This is a genomic window from Chitinophaga sp. CF418 (assembly GCF_900142925.1).
Taxonomy (GTDB): Bacteria; Bacteroidota; Bacteroidia; order Chitinophagales; family Chitinophagaceae; genus Chitinophaga.
Genome location: NZ_FRCN01000009.1, coordinates 339,579 through 366,211 on the forward strand (window position 1 = coordinate 339,579; position 26,633 = coordinate 366,211).

General features: G+C 42.2%; 26 protein-coding genes and 1 pseudogene. 19 read left to right on the forward strand and 8 right to left on the reverse strand.

From position 1 onward, the window contains the following. The first annotated feature begins 7 nt into the window (after positions 1 to 7). From F3I09_RS20800 to F3I09_RS20825, 6 genes are all read left to right on the forward strand, one after another. Positions 8 to 640, forward strand: coding sequence for a hypothetical protein (locus F3I09_RS20800; RefSeq protein ID WP_149696964.1), 633 nt, complete (start codon positions 8 to 10; stop codon positions 638 to 640). 207 nt (positions 641 to 847) lie between these two features. Continuing rightward, complete coding sequence (locus F3I09_RS20805; protein ID WP_149696965.1) at positions 848 to 1,480, forward strand: Crp/Fnr family transcriptional regulator; 633 nt, start codon at positions 848 to 850, stop codon at positions 1,478 to 1,480. A gap of 108 nt (positions 1,481 to 1,588) precedes the next feature. Further along, complete coding sequence (locus F3I09_RS34810) at positions 1,589 to 1,774, forward strand: TSUP family transporter (RefSeq protein ID WP_149697039.1); 186 nt, start codon at positions 1,589 to 1,591, stop codon at positions 1,772 to 1,774. A 176-nt stretch (positions 1,775 to 1,950) separates the two neighbouring features. Then, positions 1,951 to 3,333: a rhodanese-like domain-containing protein gene (locus tag F3I09_RS20815; protein WP_149696966.1), complete on the forward strand. Its 1,383-nt coding sequence runs from the start codon at positions 1,951 to 1,953 to the stop codon at positions 3,331 to 3,333. Positions 3,334 to 3,382: 49 nt separating this feature from the next. Further along, positions 3,383 to 3,946, forward strand: coding sequence for a YeeE/YedE family protein (locus F3I09_RS20820; RefSeq protein WP_149696967.1), 564 nt, complete (start codon positions 3,383 to 3,385; stop codon positions 3,944 to 3,946). An 11-nt stretch (positions 3,947 to 3,957) separates the two neighbouring features. Continuing rightward, on the forward strand, positions 3,958 to 4,458 hold the full coding sequence (locus F3I09_RS20825) for a DUF6691 family protein (protein WP_149696968.1): 501 nt from the start codon (positions 3,958 to 3,960) through the stop codon (positions 4,456 to 4,458). A gap of 33 nt (positions 4,459 to 4,491) precedes the next feature. Here F3I09_RS20825 and F3I09_RS20830 read toward each other — a convergent pair whose 3' ends face one another. Together F3I09_RS20830 and F3I09_RS20835 are read right to left on the reverse strand one after the other, a co-directional pair. Further along, entirely contained in the window at positions 4,492 to 5,259 is a 768-nt protein-coding gene (locus F3I09_RS20830) for a slipin family protein (protein WP_223233322.1), read from the reverse strand. An 18-nt stretch (positions 5,260 to 5,277) separates the two neighbouring features. After that, complete coding sequence (locus tag F3I09_RS20835; protein ID WP_149696969.1) at positions 5,278 to 6,555, reverse strand: nodulation protein NfeD; 1,278 nt, start codon at positions 6,553 to 6,555, stop codon at positions 5,278 to 5,280. 316 nt (positions 6,556 to 6,871) lie between these two features. On the opposite strand from F3I09_RS20835, the gene F3I09_RS20840 reads away from it, so the two are divergent. Beyond that, complete coding sequence (locus tag F3I09_RS20840) at positions 6,872 to 9,256, forward strand: ABC transporter permease (RefSeq protein WP_149696970.1); 2,385 nt, start codon at positions 6,872 to 6,874, stop codon at positions 9,254 to 9,256. 348 nt (positions 9,257 to 9,604) lie between these two features. After that, positions 9,605 to 11,725 carry a DUF748 domain-containing protein gene (locus F3I09_RS20845; protein ID WP_149696971.1) on the forward strand — a complete coding sequence of 707 codons (2,121 nt, stop codon included), beginning with the start codon at positions 9,605 to 9,607 and terminating at the stop codon, positions 11,723 to 11,725. Positions 11,726 to 11,807: 82 nt separating this feature from the next. Here the strand turns inward: F3I09_RS20845 and F3I09_RS20850 are convergent, their stop codons facing one another. Continuing rightward, positions 11,808 to 12,923: an acyl-CoA desaturase gene (locus F3I09_RS20850; RefSeq protein ID WP_223233323.1), complete on the reverse strand. Its 1,116-nt coding sequence runs from the start codon at positions 12,921 to 12,923 to the stop codon at positions 11,808 to 11,810. A 351-nt stretch (positions 12,924 to 13,274) separates the two neighbouring features. Here F3I09_RS20850 and F3I09_RS20855 point away from each other — a divergent pair, with 351 nt between their 5' ends. Further along, entirely contained in the window at positions 13,275 to 15,095 is a 1,821-nt protein-coding gene (locus F3I09_RS20855) for a hypothetical protein (protein ID WP_149696972.1), read from the forward strand. A 649-nt stretch (positions 15,096 to 15,744) separates the two neighbouring features. Here the strand turns inward: F3I09_RS20855 and F3I09_RS20860 are convergent. Then, the gene (locus F3I09_RS20860) at positions 15,745 to 16,089 is read right to left on the reverse strand and encodes a DHCW motif cupin fold protein (protein ID WP_149696973.1); all 345 of its coding nucleotides are present in this window, start codon (positions 16,087 to 16,089) and stop codon (positions 15,745 to 15,747) included. A gap of 289 nt (positions 16,090 to 16,378) precedes the next feature. Here F3I09_RS20860 and F3I09_RS20865 point away from each other — a divergent pair, with 289 nt between their 5' ends. After that, positions 16,379 to 16,951: a hypothetical protein gene (locus tag F3I09_RS20865; RefSeq protein WP_149696974.1), complete on the forward strand. Its 573-nt coding sequence runs from the start codon at positions 16,379 to 16,381 to the stop codon at positions 16,949 to 16,951. A gap of 386 nt (positions 16,952 to 17,337) precedes the next feature. Further along, positions 17,338 to 18,039, forward strand: coding sequence for a hypothetical protein (locus tag F3I09_RS20870; RefSeq protein ID WP_149696975.1), 702 nt, complete (start codon positions 17,338 to 17,340; stop codon positions 18,037 to 18,039). A 251-nt stretch (positions 18,040 to 18,290) separates the two neighbouring features. On the opposite strand, the gene F3I09_RS20875 is transcribed toward F3I09_RS20870, so the two are convergent. Then, a complete protein-coding gene (locus F3I09_RS20875; RefSeq protein WP_149696976.1) occupies positions 18,291 to 19,142 on the reverse strand; it encodes an SDR family oxidoreductase in 852 nt (283 codons plus the stop codon). A 145-nt stretch (positions 19,143 to 19,287) separates the two neighbouring features. On the opposite strand from F3I09_RS20875, the gene F3I09_RS20880 reads away from it, so the two are divergent. Then, a complete protein-coding gene (locus tag F3I09_RS20880) occupies positions 19,288 to 19,671 on the forward strand; it encodes a helix-turn-helix domain-containing protein (protein WP_149696977.1) in 384 nt (127 codons plus the stop codon). Positions 19,672 to 19,837: 166 nt separating this feature from the next. Here the strand turns inward: F3I09_RS20880 and F3I09_RS20885 are convergent, their stop codons facing one another. The 3 genes from F3I09_RS20885 to F3I09_RS20895 all read right to left on the reverse strand — a co-directional run bounded on the left by F3I09_RS20885 (position 19,838) and on the right by F3I09_RS20895 (position 21,232). Beyond that, positions 19,838 to 20,242 (reverse strand): nuclear transport factor 2 family protein, encoded by a 405-nt coding sequence (locus F3I09_RS20885; protein WP_149696978.1) that lies wholly within the window; start codon positions 20,240 to 20,242, stop codon positions 19,838 to 19,840. Between the two features lie 244 nt (positions 20,243 to 20,486). Next, positions 20,487 to 20,912 (reverse strand): hypothetical protein, encoded by a 426-nt coding sequence (locus tag F3I09_RS20890; RefSeq protein ID WP_149696979.1) that lies wholly within the window; start codon positions 20,910 to 20,912, stop codon positions 20,487 to 20,489. A 41-nt stretch (positions 20,913 to 20,953) separates the two neighbouring features. Further along, positions 20,954 to 21,232, reverse strand: a complete 279-nt coding sequence (locus tag F3I09_RS20895; protein WP_149696980.1) for a hypothetical protein — start codon at positions 21,230 to 21,232, stop codon at positions 20,954 to 20,956. Between the two features lie 260 nt (positions 21,233 to 21,492). Between F3I09_RS20895 and F3I09_RS20900 the strand changes: the two genes are divergently transcribed. The 7 genes and pseudogenes from F3I09_RS20900 (at position 21,493) to F3I09_RS20925 (ending at position 26,562) form a co-directional block, all read left to right on the forward strand. Beyond that, positions 21,493 to 22,428 (forward strand): alpha/beta fold hydrolase, encoded by a 936-nt coding sequence (locus F3I09_RS20900; protein ID WP_149696981.1) that lies wholly within the window; start codon positions 21,493 to 21,495, stop codon positions 22,426 to 22,428. Between the two features lie 40 nt (positions 22,429 to 22,468). Beyond that, positions 22,469 to 22,666, forward strand: a pseudogene (locus F3I09_RS34135) (alpha/beta fold hydrolase); the annotation flags it as partial. A gap of 15 nt (positions 22,667 to 22,681) precedes the next feature. Then, positions 22,682 to 23,362 (forward strand): metal-dependent hydrolase, encoded by a 681-nt coding sequence (locus F3I09_RS20905; protein WP_149696982.1) that lies wholly within the window; start codon positions 22,682 to 22,684, stop codon positions 23,360 to 23,362. 548 nt (positions 23,363 to 23,910) lie between these two features. Beyond that, positions 23,911 to 24,552 (forward strand): DUF6266 family protein, encoded by a 642-nt coding sequence (locus F3I09_RS20910; RefSeq protein ID WP_149696983.1) that lies wholly within the window; start codon positions 23,911 to 23,913, stop codon positions 24,550 to 24,552. A 168-nt stretch (positions 24,553 to 24,720) separates the two neighbouring features. Next, positions 24,721 to 25,359: a DUF6266 family protein gene (locus tag F3I09_RS20915; protein ID WP_149696984.1), complete on the forward strand. Its 639-nt coding sequence runs from the start codon at positions 24,721 to 24,723 to the stop codon at positions 25,357 to 25,359. A 388-nt stretch (positions 25,360 to 25,747) separates the two neighbouring features. After that, the gene (locus tag F3I09_RS20920) at positions 25,748 to 26,236 is read left to right on the forward strand and encodes a hypothetical protein (RefSeq protein WP_149696985.1); all 489 of its coding nucleotides are present in this window, start codon (positions 25,748 to 25,750) and stop codon (positions 26,234 to 26,236) included. After that, positions 26,233 to 26,562, forward strand: coding sequence for a hypothetical protein (locus tag F3I09_RS20925; protein ID WP_149696986.1), 330 nt, complete (start codon positions 26,233 to 26,235; stop codon positions 26,560 to 26,562). The genes F3I09_RS20920 and F3I09_RS20925 overlap by 4 nt, the downstream gene beginning before the upstream one ends. The last annotated feature ends 71 nt before the right edge of the window (positions 26,563 to 26,633 follow it).

Genomic DNA, 26,633 nt, shown 5'->3' on the forward strand with positions numbered 1-26,633 from the left:
CTTTTTTATGGCATCATGTAAGGAGGTCCGAAGAAGTATTGATGAAACGTTGCATCCGGTCCCGCAAAAAAAACAAGCACCCTCTAACAGTAATGCGTCTTCTTCATCAACTGTTTTTTCCTCATCAACTGTAATTTCATCCGTTTCAGAAGAGGTTTCTAAAAGCATTTTCGAAAACGCTGCAACGCTTGACAGCATTCAACAGGCACTACATGATTTGCCTCATCTTAAAGGGAAAAAGCTGTTCTTCATGGCGGGCTTTTATTTTTATGATTACCGGGGAGGCATGATATCTATCGATCTTCAGGATCCTGATATTCCCGGGAATGTCGATACTTATACCTACAGCAATGGAGCATGGGAAATACAAAAGCCAGTGAAGATTGCCGGTAACCAACATTTTCCACTCGAGATGCTGCTAATGTCTTTGGATGAAGTAAAATTCAGCACGGCAAAAAAAGTATATGATATAGCAGTGGAAAAGTCAAAAACAATGGAAGGTGCCGAAACTATACAGTTTGTTTACTTTAGTCAGATCAAAACTGTACATGTAAAAGAATGGTATATCATGATACAGGCAGCCAGGCGTAATTACCGGATTACGTTTGATGTAAATGGAAATTTACGTGGGATGAATTAGCTAAGGGCAGGTAGAAGGAAACGTAAAAGCAAACGGCAGATCCGTAGACAAAACGGGGGTGGTAATGCCTGTTGGAAACAAACCCGGCTTTTGAGACCGTTCTCAGGAAGTCGGGTTTGTTGCGATCTCAGGTATCGGAAACCCGAACAGGGTTATCCGAAGTTTGACCGCGTTGCACAGCTCGGGGGAAAAATGTAAATTTGTGGTATGGAGAATCTGAACGAGATAGTTGAATTTAAATCGGTACCCGCCCTTGTGGAATCAATGTATAAGTATGGAATAACAAAAAGCTACAAGGCCGGCACTATCATCCTTAACGAAAACTCCAACGCCCGATCGATTCCGGTTATCACTAAAGGTGTTCTGAAGGTTATCAGAACAGAAGAAGACGGGCGGGAAATCCTTCTTTATTATATAACAGCTGGCGAAAGCTGTATCATGTCTTTCATGGGAGGGTTGCTTAATAAAGCTAGTAAAGTGAAGGCGGAAGTCGAAGAAGATGCAGAAATCCTGTTCCTGCCTATAGAGAAAGTATCCTCGCTTATCAGGGAGTACCCGCAATGGCTCACTTATATTTTCCGCTTATATCATAAGCGTTTTGAAGAATTACTGGACATGGTAAACGCCACCGCGTTCAAGAAATTAGATGAGCGGCTGCTTGCCCTGTTAAAAAAGAAAGTCGGGGTTACACAATCCTCCACCATATTAATTACACACGAACAATTAGCGAATGAACTTGGAACAGCCCGTGTAGTTGTTTCCAGGCTGCTAAAGCAATTGGAAGAGGATGGTATTGTGCAGCTTGGGCGCAATAAGATCGTGCTAAAATCGCATACATAGCGGTAGTGGCTGTAAATCATCCGTTTGCAGCGCCTGAAATGAACCTCCCCGCAATGACTTCACCATGAATTATTATGAATTAGTTAGCCCGATTCTCTCGTCAGATTCCTGTCATCGCTTGCCCACGCCGTCGTCCATTGGAAATTCCTGCTCATTGTTACGCTGATTGCTGTAGTTGGGGTATTTATTGGCGCTTCTATCTCCCGAAAGATCGATGGAAAGAAATTGAAGCCAGCTTTTGGCTGGTTTGTACTGATCATGGGCATCTATATCATAGTAAAGAAATCTGGCTAAAATGAAGACTATTATGATGAAAACGCATTATCACATATTAGTTGTCGGCGGTGGTATGTACGTGCTGCAATCGAAAATATTTCCTTGTGTAACCAAAGTTACTGTACGTGCGGAAATATTGAAGGACTTTTGAATTATAAGAATTAGCAACGTAAGAACAAAAAACAGATATAAATATGTTTTTTCAACGCATTTATGATAAAAGCCTTGCGCAGGCGAGTTATATAATAGGCTGTCAGGCCAAAGGGGAAGCCATCGTTATTGATCCGCAAAGAGATATTGATGTATACCTGGAGATTGCTAAGCAAAACGATCTGAAGATCACGCATACTGCCGAAACGCATATCCATGCTGATTTCCTTTGCGGTTCGCGCGAACTTGTCGCCGCCACCGGCGCGGAGCTCTATCTTTCAGATGAAGGTGGGCAGGATTGGCAATACGAGTTTCCACATAATGGCTTAAAGCATGGAGATAAAATTACAGTGGGTAACCTGACACTCGAAGTCCTGCATACACCCGGGCACACACCTGAGAGCATTAGCTTCCTGCTGACTGACCACCCGGCTACCGACAAACCTGTTATGATCTTTACGGGAGATTTTGTTTTCGTGGGAGACATTGGACGTCCTGACCTCCTGGAAAAAGCCGCAGGCATCATCGGCTCCAGGCAAAAGGGGGCCAAACAGATGTACGAATCCATCCGGCGTTTTACTGAACTTCCCGACTATGTTCAGGTTTGGCCCGGTCATGGCGCGGGGTCTGCCTGTGGTAAGGCATTGGGTGCCGTTCCTGGTTCTACGGTAGGCTACGAAAAGATTCGCAACTGGGCCTTCAGGTACGATAATGATGAACAAGGCTTTGTTGATTATCTGCTGGAAGGACAACCAGAGCCGCCTAAATACTTCGCCATGATGAAGCACCTGAATAAAGTGGACCGCCCATTACTGGTGGAGGTGCCGAAACGTCCCAAACTTAGCAATAGAGAGTTTCTTTCAGCCTATAAAAATGGTCTGATAGTCATTGATACCCGCAATAAGGTGGAGTATGCCAGGGGGTATATTCCCGGCAGCCTGAATATCCAGGGTAACAATGCTTTTTCTACCTGGATGGGATGGAAGATCAGTTATGAGAAGCAATTCATTTTGGTTGCGGATGATCATCAAATTGAAGACCTGACCCGCAAATTGATGCGTATTGGAATGGACAACATGTATGGATATGTGTCTGATGTGCAGAACCTGGGACTGGAATTGCAAATGGCCGATGTGATCGATATTGAAGAATTTAAATCCTATATCGGTAAGGACGGCGTGCAGATTGTAGATGTGCGTGGAGAAAGCGAATACCAATCCGGGCATATTGAGGGTGCTGATCATGTGTTTGCAGGAACATTGCAGCACAATCTGGACCAGATTAGCAGGGATAAACAGGTCGTGCTCCATTGCCAGGCAGGAGACCGCTCAACAATAGCCTATTCCATATTACGAAAGCATGGATTTGACAACGTGAAGAATTATTCGGGTGGAATGAAAGAGTGGAAAGAGAAAGGGAATTCGTGAAATTATCTGTAATGAAATAAAATAATGCAAGGAAAATAGAATGATAAAAATGTTACACTTATTAAAACAACCCTGGCCCTGGTATGTGGCAGGGCCATTGATCGGGCTTACAGTTCCGGCATTGTTATTACTTGGCAATAAATCTTTCGGGATCAGTTCATCGCTTCGTCATATCTGTGCATCCTGTATGCCGGCTAATATCCCTTTTTTCAAGTATGACTGGAAAAAAGAAGCGTGGAATCTGTTCTTTATATGCGGTATTCTCCTGGGAGGTATGCTAACCGTGAAGTTGCTGGGCGATCCCAATCCTGTATCGGTAAATCCCACTTTAGCCAAAGAATTGGCCGGCTACGGTATTACCGATTATAGGAATCTGATTCCGGAAGATATCATGAACTGGCGGTCTTTGTTCACCTTGAAAGGGTTTCTGTTAATGATACCAGGTGGGTTTCTGGTGGGATTTGGAAGCCGTTATGCAGGTGGTTGCACCAGCGGTCATGCTATTATGGGACTCTCCAACCTGCAATGGGCGTCGTTGGTGGCAACAGTCTGTTTTATGATCGGCGGGTTTATCATGGCGAACCTGATACTCCCTCTTATCCTGTCACTTTAAATCCTGAAGCAATGAAGCAAAATACATCTATGGAAAAAGATTTGGAAATCAGATCACAGGATGCCATGTGTGTCAATGAAAGTCAACTCAGTCACAAATGGTATCACAATATTAAATACGCCGTCGTGGGAATATTCTTCGGGGTGATTTTTGTAAAGTCCGAAGCTATTAGCTGGTTCCGTATACAGGAGATGTTTCGTCTGCAATCCTTTCATATGTACGGCATTATTGGTAGTGCGGTCATTGTAGGCATTGTCTCTTTGTGGTTGATCAGGAAGTTCAACATAAAAACTATCTATGGAGAACCGATCCATGTTTCGCCCAAGAAATTTAATAAAGGGCAAATATATGGTGGGCTTATTTTCGGTCTTGGATGGGCTGCAACAGGAGCATGTCCTGGTCCACTGTTTGCGCAGATTGGCGCGGGGGCAACTGTTATCGCACTTACTTTGTTGAGCGCTATTGCCGGAACCTGGGTATATGGTTTCTTCAGGGAGAAGCTGCCCCACTAAATTTCCGAGGGAATTGCAGCCTCCATTCGCCTTCTATTCAGGCCTATTTAAGAAAGGTTTCAGCAGATCTATCGGTATGGGGAAGATCGTAGTGGAATTTTTCTCAGTCGCAATTTCTCTAAGTGTCTGCAGATAACGTAACGTGAGCGCACTGGGTTGTTCACTCAACACTTTTGCCGCGTCGGCAAGGCGTTGGGAAGCCTGAAATTCACCTTCTGCGGCTATGACCTTGGAACGACGCTCCCTTTCCGCTTCTGCCTGTTTGGCCATGGCTCGCTGCATCTCCTGCGGGAGATCTATCTGCTTTACTTCTACATTGGAGACTTTTACCCCCCAGGGTTCTGTATGTTTGTCGATGATCTGTTGCAGTTTCATGTTGATCTTTTCCCTTTGTGAGAGCAGATCGTCCAGGTCTGATTGCCCCAGTACACTACGCAGTGTGGTCTGCGAAAGCTGAGAGGTGGCCATCAGGTGATTTTCTACCTGTATAACGGCCTTGCTGGGTTGGACCACCCGGAAGTACACGACTGCATTTACCTTGACGGATACATTATCCTGGGTGATAATATCCTGGGAAGGTACATCCATGACTACCGTGCGCAGACTGATCTTTACCATTTTATCAATGATGGGGATGAGCAGTATTAATCCTGGCCCGCGTACACCATCAGGAGAAACCAGTCGTCCCAGGCGGAATACAACGCCACGCTCATATTCCCGCAGGATGCGGATTGCATTTGTAAGCAGGATGACCGCAAAAAGGACAATGACGATTATCCAGATAGAATAATATGACATCATAGCATTGACTGTTTTATATCAGGTAATTAAATGTCCAACAATTAAGTTGAGTTGCTTCACTGCGATAATTCGTATCTTTTCTCCTTGTTCTATCTGCCCCTCAACAGATTCTGCTTTCCATATTTCCCCGTGTACCATTATATTTCCCGATGGGTTCAGTATATCCAGCGCTTCACCGGTTTCACCTACCATTGCTTCAATGCCGGTTGCCGGCTTTGCGCGCTGGGCCCTCAATCCTGCACCTATGATAAACAGAAAGAAAAGTGTGGTAACTGTGACCGCAGCGATGATCACACTGAGTGATATCCTGACAGATTCCAATGCGGAATCTGAATGGATCAGCATAAGAGAGCCCAGCAGCAGAGAAACAATACCACCGATTGTCAACATTCCATGACTGATGATCTTTATCTCCAGTACAAAAAGTACAATGGCAAATATAATCAGTGCCAGCCCGGCGTAATTGACAGGAAGGGCCTGCATGGAGTAGAAGGCTATCACCAGCGATATCACGCCTACAATGCCGGGTAGTATGGCGCCCGGGTTATATAGCTCGAACAGTATGCCGTAGAAGCCCAGCAATAGCAGTATATAGATAACATTTGGGTCGGTAAGCACTGACAATATTTTTTCTGTCATGCCCATCTGCAGCGTTTCTGTCTGCGCATATTTTGTATGTAATACCTTAATGCCAGCTGATGTATTTACGCCTTTGCCATCGATACGGTTTAGCAATTCCTGTTGGTTAGCGGCCACCAGGTCTATTACTTTTTTTTCCAGTGCTTCATTTTCTGTAATGGAAAGGCTCTTTCGGACCGACTGCTCTGCCCATTCCAGATTCCTGTTCCGTCGGCTGGCGATGGATCGGATGAATGCCGCGGCATCATTCGTCACTTTTTCACTCATCACCGTATCCATGCCCTGTAAGCCCACCGGATGCGCCGCCCCGATATTGGTGCCAGGCGCCATCGCCGCTATATGCGCAGCTATGGTCACAAAAACGCCTGCAGAGCCGGCATGTGCACCTCCGGGGGCAACATATACCACAATGGGCAGGGGAGCTTCCAGTAAGTCATGTACAATGTTGCGGGTAGATTGTAGTAATCCGCCGGGGGTATTAAGGTAAATAACCAGACAAGTGGCCTTTTCAGCATTGGCCTTGTTGATACAGTGATGGATAAAATCAGCAGATACAGGATTGATGCTTCCATCAATCCTTATAATAAATACCTTTTGTGCTATAAGTATCGATGGAATCAGAAAGAGTAGGGCGAAAAAGATGATAACCCGCTTCATAAGCAAGGTATAACATGGATGATATTATTTATCTAAGTTAAGCAATTTTAGCCCCATTTCCCTATAAAATATAGGGCGTCGCTACTCATTATCAGTAGGAACGTTCATGACTGAACATAACTTGTATCAAAACCGGACACATTTTCGCCATGTGAATTATTAATTAATTAGTTATCATCATTTTGTATTCAGGCATTTTCTTAGCTTGCAGTACAGCTGGAATATTTATCTGCACTGGTTAGCAGCTTCATTTAATGTTTCGCTAATGCTAAACAGCCTTAGTGAGCCCTCTTAGGAGGTTGAAAATATAATAGCGATGTTAAGAAACTATTTGAGTATTGCCTGGCGCAATCTATGGAAACACCGGTTGTTTTCACTGATCAACCTCATTGGGCTAGGGTTGGCTATGGCCATGTGCCTGCTGATTATTATACAGGTGCAGAGTAGTTTTGAGAAAGATACTTTTCATCCTTATCCTGACCGCACTTATCGCATTCTTACAGATGTCACCAATAAAGAAGGCAAAACATTCTCTCTCGCCACTACGCCCTTACCGCTTGGCCCAAAATTGTTCCAGGAGCAAAGTGGTATTGAGCAGGTGGCACAGGTGATCCGTGGCTTTGGAGGTAGCTTCAGTAATAGGATAAAGTCACTGTCAGCATGGGGACACTATGTAAGCCCCGGGTATTTTCAACTTTTTGGCTTCGCGCTGGAGAAGGGTACGCCTGCGATAGCGCCTTATACTGTGGTGCTCTCTCACGAAACGGCTGAAAAATTCTTTGGTAATGTTGATCCCATAGGTAAAGTACTTGAGAATAAAGATATGGGAGCATTCACCGTTACAGGTGTATTCGCGCCGCTGGGGGCAAAGCAGACCCACCTGGAGGCAGATCTGGTAGTGTCCATCGCTACTTATCCCTTGCTTAATCCTACAGCTAATCAGAATGACTGGCTTAACTATAACGGATGCACTTATGTGCTCCTGCAAAAGGGCGCGTCATCTGCCAAGTTGGACGATATGCTGGAGCAGGTAGTGGCGGATACCAAAAAACATGTGGATTTTACTGGTATTAAAGAGCTACGTTTCCGCAGGCAGCTTATCAGCAGGATTTCACCAGACCTTCAGGGCCTACAGAATAATCCAGGAGTAGAGCCCTGGTTTAAGGTGTTGGTAAACATCATTATGATGCTGGTAATAATATCGCTGGCGATATTTAATTACACCAACCTTACACTCACCCGTTCCCTGAGCAGGGCCAGGGAGATAGGCGTACGTAAGGTAGCAGGCGCCGCGCGCTGGCAGCTGGTGCTGCAGTTACTGATGGAGAGTGTACTATTGGCTTTCTGCGCATTGATAATAGGCTTCCTGGGCCTACAGGTGATGCGCTCATTTATCTATGCCCCGTGGTTGACCTGGGAGGTACAACATCCCTTTGTCCTGTGGCTGGCGTTTATTGGTTTTACGCTTTTCACTGGCGTTGTGGCTGGTATAGCCCCAGCAAGAATTTTGTCATACGGTAAACCGGTTATGATGCTTAAGGGAGCACTGGGAGCGGCGGATTTCCGAAAAATAGGCTTTCGCAAGGTGTTGATCGTGATCCAGTTTGTAGTATCGCTGGTGTTTATGGTATTCAGCGCTGTGATGTATAGTCAATTCCGCTATATGGCTACGGACAATGACAACTTTAACCGCAAGAACATTCTTAATATTCCACTGGCAGATCATAATAATACTTACCGGCTGCTCAGCAATGAGATAGCTAAGTTGTCTGGCGTTAACAGCGTAGGAGCGACTTCTGCCCCTTTCAATGAAGCGGCAGAACCGGCAATGATCACCAGGAATACCCGTATCAAAGATGGCATGGAGCCGCTGCGGGCGTATAGATATGCGGTAGATGCTGCCTTTATCCGTAACATGCGGCTCAGTTTTGTGGCCGGTAATAATTTGCCGGAGAATAACTCCGATACCCTTAAAGGCCATTTTGTCGTGATAAATGAAAAAGCAGTACAGTCATTAGGCCTGACGGACGCCCGAAATAGCATAGGACAGACAATCATTCTGGATAGTAGTGAAATGATAATAGCGGGGGTTGTAAAAAACTTCAACTTCATGCGTTATGAGATGCCGGTCACGCCTTTGGTGTTACAATATGATCCCCGTGCCTTTAAAACACTTTCACTGTTAGTCCAGGACGGTGTTAAACAAGAGCCGCTTGTAGCTTCTCTTCAAGGCCTCTGGAAGCGACTGTATCCTTATGAACCTTTTTTATACAGTTGGTATGAGCAACAGATGTATGATGATTACATGGAAAATGAGGACCTGAAATTGTTTGGTGTTATTATCCTGATCGTTTTTGTGATCGCGTCTCTCGGTATGCTGGGAATAGTGACGTATAATATGGAGAAGCGGGTGAAGGAAGTCGGCATCCGTAAAGTAATGGGGGCGGGAGTGGGGCAGATGATGCGCCTTTTGTCGTGGAGTTTTGTAAAACTGATCCTCATAGCAGCTTTTATTGGCCTGCCCCTGGGAGGCTTCCTGGGATCGCTGTTCCTGCATATTTTCACTTATCGGGCTACGCCAGGAATCTGGATTTATGCGGTATGCCTGGGCTGCCTGTCATTAGTTGGTGTGCTCACTATAGGTATACAAACCTATCGTACCGCGATGTTAAACCCGGCAATTACATTACGACAGGAATGATTTGAGTGCTACCTTAAAACGGTAAATGGGTTGATCCCGTGGATGCCTAAGTTTATTACGTGTGGAGTATTCAGTTATTGAGTTTTCACGGCGTTAATAATCCCAGATGAACCATATACCTCTGTTATCAACGAGATACCTCTCAGCGCTGCCGCCATGGATAGATTCTATCGGTCAGATACCAGGTGAGCCATATCGCAGGATGAGCCGGCACGAAAACAAGTAAGTAGAGCCTGAAACCACGGATATTGATTTGAAACATCAAACATGGTATAAAGATGCCCATATTAAACAATCAATAGCAATTGGGTGTAAAAGGTAAGAAACAAATGTAATGTTGGCAGGCTCATGATAAGATCATTTAAAATACCCAGAAAATGGTTGATCCTCATTTACGGTGGCATCGGAATACTCTTGATACTGGCTACCGCAAACATCATCTTAAACCGGATCATTCAGCATAAAGTCGGTGAAGAACTGCAGCATCTTTCTCCTAAGTTAAAAATTAGTGTTTCATCCATCAAAAGTAATCTATTCGCTTCGTCACTTTCACTGAACAATCTTACAATATCTTATATACCGGATAGCAATAATCGTCAACATCAACACTCCCTTCATTTTTCAGGAGTTGAACTTAATGGTATTAATTTACTGATGATGCTGTTTCGTCATACACTTTCCATCAATACTTTAAGACTCAGTAATGGAGACGTGAATCTGGACCGGTTCTTAATGAATAAAAAAGATACTGCACAAATGCATCTGGTCGCTAACGCACCTTTCAAAAGTATATCGGTCAACCATTTTGAATTGGCCACCATCCATGTATGGGAACACACTGATCAGGAGAATGAACTATTACTAAAGGGGAACATTGGTGTGGATGAAATAAATATCAATGATGTAAACGAAGCATTCACTATCAACAATTTTCATTTTGGTGCTATTAAAAGTAGTTTATCCGAAATCAATTATACCATACCGAATGCCTATCATACGCTGATGATAAAACAGATATTAATGGACAGCCGACAGGGAGTATTGCAGATAGATTCCGCAAGGCTGATACCACAATGCAACAAATCTGAATTTTTCAGGAGAACCAACAATCAACCCTTATACGTTGAATCAAGTATTGCAGGCATCTCCATCCTCAAATTGGATATTCTGAGATTGTTTGATAAGAAACTGGTGGCAGAAAGAATAATTTTTAATAATCCTGTTTTTAATATCTATAGTGAAGCGATCGGGCCAAGGGAAGCGCTATCCCGGTCGTTCCTTTTTATTGACCTAAAACAAATTCTTTTAGCTATACAAACAGATTTGTTTAGGATGATCCACTCTTCCATTGCTTACGAAGAAACAACAGGAGATCAGTTAAAACTAAATGGCAATATTGAGATGGATAAACTAAAGATCCGAATAGCGGATAGCCTTTTCAGCAATGATGATATTGATTTCAAAACGTTCACCTGCGCCTTAACGGACATTCATTCCGTCATTCCTGGTACTTATCAGAACATTCAAATAAAGAAATTGGACTTTGATAACAAAGGAACATTGCAGGCTACTTCCCTGAAGATTGTCCCGCAATACAACAAGTTTGAGATGGGACAAAAAGCAGGGCACCAGACTGATGTTGTTGATGCCGCTATTTCCGGCATAACAATAACCAAACTGGATATCATCAAGTGCCTTCAGCAAAAGATAATGGCTGAACAAATATGGATAAAAGAAAGCAACATCTATATTTTCCGGGACAGGAGATTGCCACGCATATCAAGTTATAAACCATTACCGGTTGCATTTTTGAAGGGTATTCCGATTCATATCCGGGTACATCATTTCAAGGTGTCTGAGTCAACGCTGTCGTATGAAGAATTTCCTAAAGACGGATTACAGACGGGTTTGCTGAAGATTGAAAAATTGCAGCTTTCCTTATCCCCGTTTATCAGTCACCCCACCTCATCCGATCCGGATCATATGGACCTGCATATGGAAGGTTCTATAATGGGATCAGGCACAGTAAAGGCTTCTGTTTATATGCCGTTTAGCCCCGGCAAAGATTATTATATCAGTGGCGCGATTGACAATTTAGATGTTACCAGCTTAAATCCATCAGCAGAAAATCTTGGTAATTTTCATGTTGAATCCGGCCTGCTTAATTATTTATCATTTCAATTCAGTCTGAATGATGAAAAAGCAACTGGAAAGGTGGTAGGAGAATATCATAATCTGGTTCTGGATAAATTAAAAGGGCAACCAAAAAGAATAGCAAAGTTCCCCTCTTTCATGCTGAAACATGTGATCATTCCTAAGAATAAGGATAAATCATTGCCTGTGGCCCGTCGAACAGGTACTATAGATTATAAGTTTGACCATACACGTTTTATTTCCTTCTATCTTTTGAAATCATTGTTATCCGGTATAGAGGCGAGTTTTACGTTCGGCTTTCTTCTTCCAAAGTAGCCATTTGTATTTTCAAATCAGAGGCCCGGGCAGGTTCCTGATACCCGACTAAAAGGGCAAACCTGCGAAGAAGAATGACTGACTAGTTTTGTCCCTTTCCAAGAGCTTTTAGCATTTTTGCATGCGCTTTCAGCGCTTTAAAAAAAGTCGGCTGAACATGGTATGGTAGCCCGAACGCTTCCGCAGTAGACTTTACAATAGGGGCTATTTTTCTATAATGTACATGGCAAACACCTGTAAACAGGTGGTGTTCTATTTGGAAATTCAACCCGCCAATAAACCAGGATAAGATGTGGCTGCGAGGCGCAAAGTCCGTGGTATTGGCAAGTTCATGAACAGCCCAACTATCTTCCATATGTCGAACGCCATCAATGGTTACCGGTAATAGAAAAGCAGAGGTTGGCACTATATGAGATGGCTGAAAAACGCAAGCCAGGAAAAGACCCGCTGTAAAGTGCATAATAAGGAAACCCATCAATACAAAATACCAGGGCTGCCCGGAAAACAAAAAGGGTAGTACAAGAATATATGAGTAATAAAACATTTTATACCAGGTGATATTAAGTATTGCCTGCTGTAATGAAACCTTTTGTTTAATCAAAAGATCATGCTGTTTATAACGAATGACCTGAAGGTAATCCTTGGCAGTCATCCAATATAATGTCATCAGCGCATAGAAACACCATGCATATATGTGTTGATAACGATGAAATCTGTACCATTGCTGTTGAGGCGATAATCGTAACAGTTTAATACCGCTAATATCATCGTCGAGCCCTGCTATATTCGTGTAAGTATGATGCAGTACATTGTGTTGTATCTTCCAGGTAACAGTATAGCCACCTATTACCTCCAGAATGTAACCTATGAAATTATTTATCTTTTTGTTGGGAGAATAGGTCCCATGGTTGGCGTCGTGCATGACAGAAGTCCCTATTCCGATCATACCCCATCCCATCAGGAACCAGAATCCCAGAAACAACCAGAGGTTATTTGCACCTAGACCAGTGATCATAACAACACAGGGTGCAAAGTAGCAAAATAACATTATTGCTGTTTTCACCCACATGCCCGTATTGGCATATGGTGAAATATTATTGGAAAGGAAGTACTTATGGACTTCCCCGGTTAACATTTCAATAAAACTATTACTACCTTTTGGAGCAAAACGAACTATATCTCTTCTTCCGCTTCTCATATTGAATGTCTTTTACATGATACGGAATGATCAATACAAATTTCGGGTTTTCTAACGGAAAACGTAAATAACTTTTGTGCAAAATGAAGAGGGCAAATGCAGCTGAATAGTGGCGGGTTTATAAAATATATACTGTTTATAGCGACCGGATGAGCGTATAGGGGGTATCGGTCAGCATCTACTATCAAAACAAATGTTGCTTAGATTGAAAGCAGCCTGCTTTATACCGCGGTTCGGTAACAGATTAGCTGACTATATGATTGTAATCATAATTAATGTCGCTTTACAATTTGACATTTGCCTGCAAATAAAGTTCAAACAACCTGCAGCGCGTCTGCTAAACAAATATTTATGCACACTACTGAAGTACATAGTTTTCATATTCCGGTATTAGGCTTAGGTTACAGTATAGATACACCGGTAAAAGTAGCCCGTTTCGGTATTGCATCAGTAATATCTATTGTAGAAGATCAGCTGATTGAAAAAATGAGGGAGTACTATTGCTCCCAGGAAGGCCTGACCTACCAGCCCATTACAGAAGCTGATCCAGACTTTAGAGCCGCCCGTATTACCCATTACCTTAACCTGGTAAACGGAATAGTGCAAAAGCAGTTGAACCAATTACGCTCCTTACCGTTTGAACCTGGTAATGATCTGGTGAAATACTTCGAACTGTTACCCGACAATAGCCAATTAAAACAGCAATACCTGCAAATGACACTCTTGCCGTTAGGCGCGGAAAAGCAGGAGTTACAACAACAACTACGTAAAGCTATTGTAGCCGGAGCCATAGATGTAAATATTATGGCGAAGGTAGATAAACTAAATACAGATGCCGATGGCCATCCATTACCTTCTGAATATTCAGATGCATTAGCAGCTTTGCGTGGGTTTGCCAATAGTAACCTGCAATCATCCGTTATTATTTCTGCCGGCTATAACCCGCGTTTATACAACTATATTGATCAGTTTTCCGATTTTTTACCCGATGCAAACGGGCAGTTAAAAAAGAAACTGATTCTGAAGGTAAGTGATTACCGTTCTGCGCTGGTACAAGGCAAAATACTGGCTAAAAGAGGCCTATGGGTATCGGAGTTTAGAATTGAATCAGGCCTTAACTGCGGCGGACATGCATTTGCTACAGAAGGTATATTACTGGGTCCCATACTGGAAGAATTTAAAGAGAAAAAAGAAGTTTTAGCCACGGAGCTTTTTACCCTTTGCTGTGCTGCTCAGGCAGCTAAAGCACAGACTGTTTTTACCACGCGACCACCTTTGAAAATTACCGTACAGGGCGGTATAGGTACTGCTAATGAAAATGAGTTTTTATTGGAGCACTATGCCGTAAACAGCACCGGATGGGGAAGCCCATTTTTACTGGTACCCGAAGCCACCAACGTAGATGAGAATACCCTGCAGCAACTAGCTACCGCTCAACCTGATGATTACTATATGAGTGATGCCTCCCCTTTAGGCATACCTTTTAATAACTTTAGAAAAAGCAGCGGGGAAGCGCAGCGGCTGAAAAGAATCGAAAAAGGAAGGCCCGGCAGTCCATGTATAAAGAAATATCTTGTTTCCGATACAGAGTTTACTGACAGCCCTATTTGCACCGCATCACGCCAATACCAGTATTTGAAAATAAAACAGCTGCAGGAAAAAAAATTATCACCGGAGGAATATAATAGCGCCTTAGATGAAATAACGGTAAAAGACTGCCTCTGTGAAGGCCTGGGTACATCAGCGCTGCTGAAAGATAACATCACGCTATCGCGTCCTGGCGCAGCAGTAACCATATGTCCCGGCCCTAATCTTGCTTATTTTTCAGGGGTGTTTACTTTGTCAGAAATGGTAGGCCATATTTATGGCAGATTACACCTGCTTAATACGTTGTACCGGCCGAATATTTTTATTAACGAGTTACACTTATATATTACCTATTGGAAAAAGCAGATTGAAAAAGCCACAGGCCTAAGCCCCAAACAAGTAAAATATTTTCAAACATTTAAAACCAATCTGGTGGAAGGGATTGACTATTATAAAAATATAATATCTCTTTTCAAAAAAGAAAGCAACCAGTACATAGCCACTATGAAAAAAGAACTGGATGATGCTATGTTGCTGATAACCAGCCAGCACATTGACGTGGCGGTAAGTGATAGCAGCCGCTAATCCCTTTATTCAGGGCCTACAATAGGTGGTTTGGAAATTTGGGCCCATTGTCTTGGAGTGACTGGGATATCTTTTATTTTCTCATCGGTGATAACGAAACCCTGCAGCTTTCTATCTGAAAGTGGCAGGGTTTCGTTATTGTGGAAAGGGACCTCTGTTATTTTTATCAGCCCATCAAGCTATATCATTGCTGATGGCAATTGGGACAGGTGGTTTGCTCCAGAGACGTCAGACAAACATCTCCTTTGGGTCTTGGTTGACTGAGATTGGCAATTTTGATTTTCACTAGTTGAAGTTTTTTGGGAGTTGTCTTCTTTTTCATGGTGATGACGTTTAAAGAATAGTCCTCTCCTGTCTTTAGCCTGGGAGCTATGCCTTGGAGTGGTTGTTCAGCATATAGTCGAAGTGCTGAAATATTTCAGCTTGTTTATTACAGGTGATATGCAAGCTGGAAGGGTCAATATCAAGGGCAACAGCAAATTGACCTTATCCTTTATCGGGTTAAGCATTTAGGTGATTAAGAAGAAATTGTAGTTGTTACTAATTTAGTGAAAATTTTTCAATGTTGAAGGGTTTATTGAGGGAATGGCGAATAAATAGCAAATGTATTGCGGTTACACAATGCATCGGTTCAAATCAGCAGCGCACATCAGTGGCTTTTTAAAAAATCTCCGTCAATAATGAGCAGTTTAACACCATTTTCGGATAGTGACCGGTGAGAGCTCAGTTCATCTGAAACTACATAAGTCATGCCTTCTTTCAAATGAAAATTGCCTCCATTTTTAAGTTCGCTAACAAATGCGCCCTCAAGACAATGAACTATATGACCTTTTTCACACCAGTGATCAGCCAAATAACCTTTGGAATATTCTATGAGACGAATTCTTAATCCATTAAACTCGATTGTTTGCCAATACGCAGTACCGGTCTCGCCCGTATGTACTGTTTTTTCAATACTGGTCCAGTCTATCGTCTGAAATGGTATATTGGTCATGTAAATGATATTTTGGATAAATGCCAATGTATGATTTTTCTGGTATTTCCTGGTATTTTGTGCGCTGTTCCAAACTGAAAAAGGCCCAGGCAGCTATCGAACTGGCTTTATAAGCATTCGATGGCTTTTTATATATTAAGAATATTGATTCTCAATAACATGTAGAATAAATTTTATTATTTAGTTCATAAAAATCCTTATCTTAGAATTAGGTAATACACCCCATTCCTCCACTTTTCAGACGTCGCTCTTGTCTTTATTTATTATTAAAAATTTAGAAACAATTTTTATGAGAAAGACTTACCTTTTCGTATCGATTGCGTTTTTAGTATCCTGCACCTCCGGTTCCAACAAACCAACAACGGAAGCTGTAAAGACATCCGATTCAGATTCAACCAAACACGAAAGCCTGACTTACCCTTACATGGCAAGTTATTCTTCGGATTTTGAGATCGGCGATGCAAAAAACGCACAAACATTGCTCGCATTGTATCAGGACTGGGACAACAACACAATTGAGAATTCAAAGAATTCTTTCGCAGACACTGACACCATGTTTTTTGCTGATGGTAATATGTTTGCGGGTAGCAGGGACTCGCTTATTGCTGTTGCTAAAAGGATGAGAGGACAGATGGGCAAGGTTGTTGATTCTATTCATGCTTGGGTACCTCTCAGAAGCAAGGATAGAGATGAACAGTGGGTAGTAATATGGACCCGGGAGTATTCAACAGATGCCAGTGGAAAAATGAAACCTAAGGAACTGCAGGAAACATGGCGGTTTGATAAAAATGGGAAAATTAATTTGATGTATCAATACGCGCAGCTCCCTCCTAAGATGCCACCTCCACCGCCGAAAAAATAAACAATCCCAATATTGGCAAAGCCCCTGTCATAATAACGGGGAAAGGAAGATAATAACAGTTTCCGCTGCAGAAATAAGAAACAGCCTTCAGATCGTTTGACTGAGGGCTGTTTCTTATAATAACTCCTGATTCCACTTGATTCGCTCACTTTAATTCGCCATAATGAATTACATTTAAATCAATGTTGTGTGGGTATAATAAATCAGTTAAAACAAAAAAGAGAGCAATTAAGCCCCCAATAGTTTATATGTTTGGTCTGCGACACCTTAAAAATTGGTACAAAACAATAGACAAAAATCCCTTGTAATCTTTGCCTACAATAGAATAAAAAAAAATTAAAACCGGTTTACACCGATAACACTGATTTAATATCAAAACTACTTTTATGAGAAGCATGCTACCTATATTATGTATTTTTTTTGCGTTATCTGCAGCAGCACAAACAGTAAATCCTGCGCTAAAGACACGGCCGGTTATTACCAAGGTTCAAAGTAATTCATCCACCCGCGATGGCGATGCAATGAGCATGACAGCGGAAGCGAAAATTAAATCTCTTGAAGAGGATGTGCAGCTTTTGAAGACACAGGTACAAGATCTGCAAGCCAGTTTGCAAAAGCAAATAAAGGATTCAAAGGATGCACTGCAATTGGCCGTACAGCTGGCAAAAGGCCAAACGATCGCGTTGGATAATAAATTAAACACGAAATTAGACACGAAACTTGGCAGCTCAGATTTTTACCAGAATACCTACACCATTGATATTGCGAAAGAAACTACCGAAAACCAGGGCATATATGACTATGCTATTAACGATGGCGTGTTTACCAGCAATTTAAAAGCAATAGTTGTGGCTAACCTTGCCGACAATACCGGGAACTACGCAGTGCCTGTGAAAGCTTATTTTGGAGGCGATAACAAATGGCATGTAACGATCGCTAAGTATTTTATTAGTGATGTTTTTGGCGCTTCGCTAAAGCAATGTGCTACTTGTGCCGACTATCCGGGGATGTTTCCTGTGGCTGGAGTTACTACAGTGGGCAAGGGAGGTACCCTAAAATTAAATGTGCGGGTTATAAATGTTAAATAATACTGTGAGCTGCTGGCCCCCCTCAATCCTTCACCTTTGTTGGTGTCGCTGTTAGGACGGTTTTCTGAGTTTGTGACTCTTAATGAAATAAGAGTACTAATTCTTCCTCAATCTTGATTGAATTGGGATTATTGGGGCGTCAAAATTAGCGAATTTGATAGGGTTCTATTTGCCGTGTAAAAAGTAAAGCCCCTGATAAATTTAAATACAGGGGCTTTACTATGATTTTTTAATAGGAAATCTTTATTACGTTAAAGACCATATTGGTTCTTCCAATGGGCGGCAGCGTTAATAGTCGCTTCATTGTATGCTACATCTGCTCCATTCGCGCTTGGGTCTATAGGCGTACGTAAAGGTCGTTTGCCTTTCTCCATTTTTACAAGGCGGAGAGTAGTGTCTGCTATCAATTGCGGATTGGGCTTTTTCTCCTGTAACACTTTTCCAAAAACGGACTCAATATGCTTTTGCAAATCAGCAGTTGCTTCACCGTAGGCTTCAGCAATTCCCTGACGGTCGGCGCCGATACCAGATTTCCCCCATATCTCTGTTAAGAAAGCACCGGGTTCAATCAAAACCGTTTCAATTCCTTGCCCGATAAGTTCTGCATAAGATGCTTCTACGAAACCTTCAATTGCGAATTTCGTCGCATTGTATGGTGCCTGAAAAGGAGGAGAAACCCTGCCGACACTACTCGAAATGGTTATTATCAATCCATCTTTTGCAGCTCTCATGGCCGGGAGAACTTCATTGTTTACCCTTAAAACACTGAAGACATTAGCATCAAAAACCCGCTTTACCTGCTCTACGGAAAAAGCCTCTAATAATCCTCCGCTGAACACTGCCGCATTGTTGATTAATACATCTATTTGCTGATATTTTTCAAGAACTTGACTGATGGCGGATTTTACCGAAGTATCACTGGTGACATCAAGTTCTACAACTTCTGTGTTTGGCAATGATCCCAACTCTTTAGCTGCACCAGCATTTTTCCCATTTACTTCCCGCATGGTAGCAATTACCGTGTAACCTTCACGGCTAAATGTCCTGGCCATTAAAGCGCCGAATCCCGTACTTGAACCGGTAATAACTATAACTTTTTTCATTGTTGTCAATTATTTTGGATTTTAGTTTCATAAAGGAACCAAAAAAAATTACTTTAGTGTCGAAAAGGAACTAAAATAGAGATAACCCAATGGTAACTAAAGCAAAATACTGGTAACCATTAGGTAACCATTACAAGCATAGTATATGAGAAAAATGTATCCCAATCCAAAAGGCTGCGGCGTTATTCGTACAGTCTCTTACGTAGGTGGCAAATGGAAATTGCTCATTCTATTGATTCTGATTGATAAACCCGTAAGGTTCGGCAAGCTTTTTATGCTACTGTCCCCGATCTCCAAAAAAGTGCTGACTCAAGAGCTCAGGGAACTTGAGGAAGATGGGTTAATCATCAGGCATAGTTATCTGGAAAAACCCCCTCGTGTTGAATATGAGTTAAGCGATCAGGGTAAAAAAGTTTTGCCGGTACTGGATGCCATGAGGGCATTGGGTGATGAATTGAAGGACATTCAGCCACGTAGCGTAAAGTCTCACTGCTATGACGCTACAACTTCTGAGCTTTCTTTAAATTGAAAAATCCTCGTCGCTCATCTCGCAGAAGTGACTGAGTATTTTTTCAACCGGTCCAGTTTTTCCATAAGGAGTGGGGGGCGATGTCTTATAGGTATTCATACCATCGGTTTTACAAATTGTCAGGCAACTGGAATAAAAAGGGGAGCATTTCTGCTCCCACTTCCATCTATAACTCACTAAAAAAATTTTCTCCAAACATGGGGAGCCCGCTCTTCGAATCTTTAAGCGAGGCCTCGTCCTGTATTACGTCCCAATGTTCCGCCAGCAGGCCATTTTCAATTCTGAAAATGTCGACAATGATCCATGGCTTTGGTGTTCCTATACCGCTATACCTGCCATGAACCATAACATAGTCATCCTCGGCAACAACCAATCCGGACTCATATTTGAATTCCTTAGGCAATGTACTCATCGCCACTCTTAAACCTTCTCTTCCTGGCGGAATGACTGCGCTGTGCTGGATATAATCTGGCGACCAGTAACGGTCATAAGCAGCGGTGTCTCTTTTATTGAATGCTTCGTCAAGTGCTTGCATGACTAATGCTTTGTTTTCCTCTTCTTTAGTTCTCATTTTCTTTAAAATGATTATGATTATAAATGCGAAGTTTTAAGTAGCGCTGATCCTCCAGATCCCCAAACCTGATGGGCGGACTTAGTTTTAATAATTATTCAATCTTTAACTATTCGAATTTTTGATACTTATATGATTATATATAAGAGGCAGGTCATTTTTTTATATTTATTAGACCAATTGGTATTTAACTAGTCAAATCTTTCTTTTTCCTATGCGCTATGGCGGTATTCCGGACTTGATACTAACGCTCATCCTGTCTACTTAGTGGCTGAAGAACCCACATGTCTTCCGGAATAATGTCTTTTAACTTATCGTACATTGCTGCACGAAAAAGTTCGGTCACCGGGTGAGGCTTAAAAGCAACGGACCGGTATTTGATACGTCCGTGCGCGTCATTAACGATGAGTTCAAAGCTCACCAATTTATGTCCACCAATGATTCCCTCCCAGATCAGCACTGTTTCATTACCTTGCCTGAATTCATGCGTGAAATGCCCGTCCCTGACCGATGTTGAGGTAAGCATAACTTCTGCCACAAGTTCTTTACCGGTTACTTCACGGGAAAAAATTGGGCTGGAAAAGACTACATCATCAGCAAGAAGAGCTTTCAGACTGTCTGATGTCGCACCAGGCGATTCTTTGAATTGTCTTAATGGATGCTTATTCATTATCTTTTATGTTTAATGTACCTGCTATTGATTTATTGCGATCAAAGCGTTTGTGCCTCAATTTCACGTTTTAGTATACCTACCAGCATCTTCATCTGTGAAATATCTTTGGAAACCCTCGCAACGAGAATACCACCTTCGATCATGGCATACGCTTTCAAGGCGAACTCCTGGTAATCCCATGCACGATTAAATTCGCCATCTGTTATACCCTTCTCCAGGATATCGATCATACCCTGCTGAACATTGCAGATCGTTTGATAAACCATTTCCCTGATTACCGGACTGGTATCATCAGCCTCCATTCCAAAATTCATCATAGGATAGCCTCCTCTCAGCTTTATTCATATCCAACATGATTTTACAGGTACAAATATATTATGAACAATCGTTCATTTTTGTCATAAAGAGGTAAAATCACATCGCCCTATAAGAAATGAACAATCGTTCATTGTACATTTGCGTCTCAGTCATGGCCATGGAGACTGGCGATAATAACAAAATAATGATCCGGCCATAAGCCGTACACTGTAATGGAGTGCTTGATCAACCATCCCTAAGCAGATAAATACTTACTAAAATGGAAAGAAAGGAATTTTTAAAACTCAGTTCAATTGCGGCAGCGGGTTTTACGCTACTTCCCAAGAGGGATTTGTTGGCAAATACGGGTGGCACCTACACAGCCAGGACAGTACCCACAAGTTATGTTGAGGTACAGGGCGTTAAATTTGCTTACCGCAGATATGGGAAAAAGAACGGACTGCCTTTGGTATTCACCAATTACCTGACCGGTACAATGGATAACTGGGATCCGGCAGTAATAGATGGTTTTGCAAAAGACCGTGAAGTGATCATATTCGATAACGCAGGAGTATCCGGTTCGGAAGGTAAAACACCGGACACCATTGCGGCAATGGCCAGGGATGCAGCCAGCTTTATCGATATGCTTGGTTTAAAAAGAATTGATTTACTGGGCTTCTCCATTGGTGGAATGGTTGCACAACAGCTGACCTATGACCGTCCGGAACTTATCCGCAAACTGATCCTTATCGGAACCGGTCCCCGTGGCGGTGAGCGGATGGCTGATTATTCACCTCAGGTATGGGCATTATTCAAAAAACAGTATCCTCATCCTGATGAATTGTTACTGGAAACTTTCTTTACGCCTGCCAGGAAGAGCCAGAAAGCCGGCTGGGACTATCTGAACCGGGTACGTGCCAGGGTCCAGAAAGATCCTGCTCTTACCGATAAAGTTGTTCCTGCACAGCTTGCGGCCATTTTCAGTTGGGGCAAACCTTATGAAAACAGTTTCGAGTACCTGAAACAGATTAAACAGCCTACACTGGTAGTTCATGGTGATCAGGATATTATCTGTCCTACAGTAAACAGTGTGCTCCTAAAAGAACATTTGACGAATTCTTCGCTGATCATTTACCCTGACACGAATCATGCTCCACATTACCAGTATCCGGCATTATTCCTCCAACAGGTTACCCAATTTTTAAACGAAGCTTAGCCGAATGGGGTAAAAAAGAGAAGGCTCTTTTGAATATCTCAAAAAGATCACTCATCCTGTTCTTATCGTCAACGGAAAGGAAGATATTATTTTCCCAATAGTCAATTCTTATCTCCTTCAGCAAAACTTACCGAACGCACAGTTAATCCTTTATCCGGATTCAAATCATGCATCACAATACCAGTTCCATAAAAACTTTGTATTGCTGGTCAAATTGTTCCTGAATGGTGGGCTGTGATTAAAATAAAGCAATATGAAAATCACTTATTATGGCCATTCGTGCTTTTCCGTAGTAGCAGGCGGCAAGCATCTATTATTTGATCCTTTTATTTCAGGGAACGAACTGGCAAAACACATCAACATTGATGAAATGCAGGCTGACTACATATTCATATCTCATGGACATTTTGATCACATCCTGGATGTGGTCAGAATAGCAAACCGAACCGGTGCAAAGGTACTGGGCGTTTGGGAATTGCATGATTATTTCAGTAAGCAAGGTGTAAAAAACACCCAACCGATCAATCCGGGAGGTAAATTAACCTTTGAGTTTGGAACGGTAAAGGCAGTTTCCGCAATGCATTCCAGCAGTTTCCAGGATGGCAGTTATGCCGGTGTTGCCAGTGGATTCGTTTTTAAGACCCCCGACGGTAACTTTTACTATAGCGGGGATACTGCATTGACCATGGACATGACATTCATTCCCAAATGGGCAAAGCTGGACTTTGCTGTACTACCAATAGGAGATGGGTTGACAATGGGAGTGGAAGATGCTATTGAAGCAGCCGGTTTAGTAGACGTAATGGAAGTAGTAGGTGTGCATTATGATACTTTTGACTTTATTAAAATTGATACGGCTGAAGCCCGTCTGGCATTTGAAAAGGCCAGTTTGAAGTTGCATTTGCCCGAAATCGGACAAAGTATCAACCTATGATGGTTTTAACAAAGGCAGGATTGACCTGCCTTTGTCAATACTTTGTCTACATACATAGTGTTGTTTTACGTACAAATGCAGAAAGGTTCACAGACAACACTTCTACTGTTCTCTTTCCGGAACAAACTTCTCACTCCATTTGCCGGTCACAGAAGTACGAACAAATCTGGAGATAGCTGCGTCAAGTTTGGAGATCCGGAATATATTTACATGTTTCAACTTATATCCCACTTATCCCCCTTATCTTTATACCGGAATGAAAGACTAATAGAACGGACATTGATAATAGCTTGATCGCCCTTTGATCGGTCGCGAACGATCAACATGCGAACAATGTGCGAACAACATGCGAACAACATACGAACAGCCTCTGATTTAACCTATGATTTAAAGCTCCAAAGGCGCCAAGGAGCATCCTATTACTCACTTTTAATACCTTACAGCCTCAATTAAACAAAGATCACCTATCACACACAAACAGCGTTAACCCACGCTCATGCGTACGTTTTAAATCCGATTTAATCACCTAACATTAAAACCCTTATTTTATGGGAAAGTATCTCAAAGGCATCTTAGGCCCATTTTCGGGCCTGGTAGGTACCGTAGTAGGCGCTACCTGGAAAGGCATCTCAGTAATGCGCAGCCGCTCAGTAAAAAGCAATAAACCGGCAACGGAAAACCAGATGAAGCAACGTACTGCGTTCGCTCTCATGACCGAGTTTCTGAATCCTCTTCGTGATCTGATAAATATTGGTTTTCAGGCATATCAAAAAGGACTTACACCTTATAATGCCGCATTTAAGGTCAATATGGAAAAAGCTATCACTGGTGTTTATCCGGCATTGGCTATTAACTATCCACAAATAGTGATCGGTAAGGGAAGACTACTCGCCCCGCCGGAATTTGCAATAGCTACTACGGTGGCGGCCAGGCTGGACTTCACCTGGGTGAACAATGCAGTTACCGATAGCACTAACGGCACAGATCTACTGACAATAGTGCTTTATAACCCTTTAAAACAGTCGCATGTGCAGGCTGTGGGCGTTGCTACCAGATCCAGCCAGAGTTATAACATGGTAGTCCCTGCCCAATGGTCGACAGATACCGTGCATGCATGGGTTCTTTTTGTCAGCTTTGACGGAAAGGTAAATTCAGACTCCCGGTATTTAGGCGATATGGAAATTCAATAGTTTCTCAAACTTCTCTTCATCCGGGGAAAAACGAACCTGCGTGTTTGACGAAAAGCAAACTCCTGGCAAACCCTGGAGATGAGAATGGCGGAAATTATTTAGTCCTCTTCCCTCCGGAGGCTCCGGAAGGGGAGAGGACATCAACACACGACATTAAATCCTAATACTATGGCACGACTTGAAAAAGGACTGTTAAATGGCTTCTCCGGGGTCATTGGCAATCTGGAAGGCTATGAGCAGGAGGGCCAGTATATTATCCGCTCACGAAGGCCCAAAAGATTAAAGCCGTCCAGTGAAAAACAATTGGCCTGCATGGAGAGAATGCGGATTGTCAATCGGCTGTTAGGACGGTTTTCTGAGTTTGTGAAAATCGGATTTGCTAAAATAGCTAAAGATCAGTCGTATAGGGCCTATAATGCGGCTGTGGCCTACCAGCTAACGCACGCCATTATTGGCAGTTATCCCAACTATGAAATCGATTATAGTAAACTTCGCGTTGCCGAAGGAATGATAAATACAGATGGGCTTAGCCCTTCCGTATCCTTAGAAGGCGATGTTCTACTATTCAGCTGGACACCAGCTACCTATTACCCGAATAGCACAGACCATGTGATGCTGTTGGCATATGCGCCAGCGCTGAAACATGCTGTTTATAATCTGTGCGGAGCAAAAAGGAGAATTGGTCAGGAAACGCTTGAATTACCCGAAACTTGGAGACAACAAAGGATAGAGACTTATATGGCGTTTAGAGGAGAGAACAATGGACAGTATAGTAATAGTATTTACACTGGAGGCCTCAATTTATGATCAGTAGATCACATTAAGTTTTCATAGAAAAGAAAACTTGACAATTGTTAACACCAGACTACAATGCGCCAGGCTAACTTCCTGTTTGTCGCTGACCGTTTTGAACAATTTAATTTTTAATGCGAACATCAGACAAATTGATATTAGCCTTGGTGCATTGTCTTCCTAAAAGAATCTTTGAATTCTAAGTTAGAATATTTGATATCAAAGTATAAGTATTTGATTAGTAAGTATTTCATTGATGTTCGAATTATTCCTTCTACCTTTCGAGAGTTAATTTCATTACTCTACTACTCAATCCCATTACACAATAACAAAGAGAGATGTATTGTTAACCATCCAGACATTTATCTGGGGGGATAGTATTAAGAATTAAAAATTAATATAAATGAGACTGTATCCAATCAGAAGTGGTTTTTTCGATCGGGAAAACTGTGAAGACCACGTTTTTAGTAACTATGAGCCTAGAGAAGGTCAGGCGGCGTTTTATGGGGATTTTGGAAGTATATACATAAACCATTTGGATGGTTATTATACCATTGATCGTGTTTGCTTCGATCTTAAGCAGCCAACCTGGGTATATTATAAGTTTTCAGAGACCCGGAGTGCAATAATTCAGGGGATAGATTATATATCTTTTAAGATTAGAGATACGGAATATAATGTGTCGCCGAATAAATTCCTCCATATTTCAGGCTACTCGACTCCCGAATTTCTGTTATTCCCTGCAGGTAAGTATGAATTTTACCTGATACCAGGGGTAGCTCTTGATGTAGAGCTTGACATATGCCGTCTGGATCATTATGACAAGCTCACAAAGCAAATTGATTTCTTTGATAAGAAAAATACAAGGAGAACCAAAACAGCAAAATCATGAAGAAACTATTGAAAAGAAAAGACACATCTACGAGTGATGACATTGGTCTTAACATTATGAGTCATCTTTATCCCAAGGTTGTCAGTATACCGTTATTGATACGTGATCTGATTTGTCAGGAATGCCAATGGAGTATTCCAACCTTTTATAGAAAAATAAGAATCGGGAGCAAAGGGGAGGTGCGTATAAGTAATGCTGAAAGAGAGAAAATATTTGAGATTGTCTATGCTGTATTGATGAATCAAGCTCAAAAAATAAAGTCTCTTCAAAAGAATGGTTTTTCGGGTAATTACTTGCAAAGTATTGGCGAGGTGTCCAGTCTATAAGAGTAGTACATGGGAGAGAGTATAGGTGGCGGTATTGAGAGATGTCGCCACTTCTTTTTGAGGCAGATTTA

What these genes read in the sequence shown, in the direction of transcription:
- F3I09_RS20850 (WP_223233323.1), bottom strand. Translation starts at nt 12,923, where the DNA reads ATGAGAAGCGGAAGAAGAGATATAGTTCGTTTTGCTCCAAAAGGTAGT.
- F3I09_RS20900 (WP_149696981.1), top strand. Translation starts at nt 21,493, where the DNA reads ATGGAAAGAAAGGAATTTTTAAAACTCAGTTCAATTGCGGCAGCGGGT.
- F3I09_RS20915 (WP_149696984.1), top strand. Translation starts at nt 24,721, where the DNA reads ATGGCACGACTTGAAAAAGGACTGTTAAATGGCTTCTCCGGGGTCATT.
- F3I09_RS20875 (WP_149696976.1), bottom strand. Translation starts at nt 19,142, where the DNA reads ATGAAAAAAGTTATAGTTATTACCGGTTCAAGTACGGGATTCGGCGCT.
- F3I09_RS20885 (WP_149696978.1), bottom strand. Translation starts at nt 20,242, where the DNA reads ATGAGAACTAAAGAAGAGGAAAACAAAGCATTAGTCATGCAAGCACTT.
- F3I09_RS20845 (WP_149696971.1), top strand. Translation starts at nt 9,605, where the DNA reads ATGATAAGATCATTTAAAATACCCAGAAAATGGTTGATCCTCATTTAC.
- F3I09_RS20865 (WP_149696974.1), top strand. Translation starts at nt 16,379, where the DNA reads ATGAGAAAGACTTACCTTTTCGTATCGATTGCGTTTTTAGTATCCTGC.
- F3I09_RS20910 (WP_149696983.1), top strand. Translation starts at nt 23,911, where the DNA reads ATGGGAAAGTATCTCAAAGGCATCTTAGGCCCATTTTCGGGCCTGGTA.
- F3I09_RS20925 (WP_149696986.1), top strand. Translation starts at nt 26,233, where the DNA reads ATGAAGAAACTATTGAAAAGAAAAGACACATCTACGAGTGATGACATT.
- F3I09_RS20895 (WP_149696980.1), bottom strand. Translation starts at nt 21,232, where the DNA reads ATGATGAATTTTGGAATGGAGGCTGATGATACCAGTCCGGTAATCAGG.
- F3I09_RS20855 (WP_149696972.1), top strand. Translation starts at nt 13,275, where the DNA reads ATGCACACTACTGAAGTACATAGTTTTCATATTCCGGTATTAGGCTTA.
- F3I09_RS20820 (WP_149696967.1), top strand. Translation starts at nt 3,383, where the DNA reads ATGTTACACTTATTAAAACAACCCTGGCCCTGGTATGTGGCAGGGCCA.
- F3I09_RS20890 (WP_149696979.1), bottom strand. Translation starts at nt 20,912, where the DNA reads ATGAATAAGCATCCATTAAGACAATTCAAAGAATCGCCTGGTGCGACA.
- F3I09_RS20920 (WP_149696985.1), top strand. Translation starts at nt 25,748, where the DNA reads ATGAGACTGTATCCAATCAGAAGTGGTTTTTTCGATCGGGAAAACTGT.
- F3I09_RS20840 (WP_149696970.1), top strand. Translation starts at nt 6,872, where the DNA reads ATGTTAAGAAACTATTTGAGTATTGCCTGGCGCAATCTATGGAAACAC.
- F3I09_RS20905 (WP_149696982.1), top strand. Translation starts at nt 22,682, where the DNA reads ATGAAAATCACTTATTATGGCCATTCGTGCTTTTCCGTAGTAGCAGGC.
- F3I09_RS20815 (WP_149696966.1), top strand. Translation starts at nt 1,951, where the DNA reads ATGTTTTTTCAACGCATTTATGATAAAAGCCTTGCGCAGGCGAGTTAT.
- F3I09_RS20880 (WP_149696977.1), top strand. Translation starts at nt 19,288, where the DNA reads ATGAGAAAAATGTATCCCAATCCAAAAGGCTGCGGCGTTATTCGTACA.
- F3I09_RS20825 (WP_149696968.1), top strand. Translation starts at nt 3,958, where the DNA reads ATGAAGCAAAATACATCTATGGAAAAAGATTTGGAAATCAGATCACAG.
- F3I09_RS20800 (WP_149696964.1), top strand. Translation starts at nt 8, where the DNA reads ATGGCATCATGTAAGGAGGTCCGAAGAAGTATTGATGAAACGTTGCAT.
- F3I09_RS20860 (WP_149696973.1), bottom strand. Translation starts at nt 16,089, where the DNA reads ATGACCAATATACCATTTCAGACGATAGACTGGACCAGTATTGAAAAA.
- F3I09_RS20835 (WP_149696969.1), bottom strand. Translation starts at nt 6,555, where the DNA reads ATGAAGCGGGTTATCATCTTTTTCGCCCTACTCTTTCTGATTCCATCG.
- F3I09_RS20870 (WP_149696975.1), top strand. Translation starts at nt 17,338, where the DNA reads ATGAGAAGCATGCTACCTATATTATGTATTTTTTTTGCGTTATCTGCA.
- F3I09_RS20805 (WP_149696965.1), top strand. Translation starts at nt 848, where the DNA reads ATGGAGAATCTGAACGAGATAGTTGAATTTAAATCGGTACCCGCCCTT.
- F3I09_RS20830 (WP_223233322.1), bottom strand. Translation starts at nt 5,259, where the DNA reads ATGATGTCATATTATTCTATCTGGATAATCGTCATTGTCCTTTTTGCG.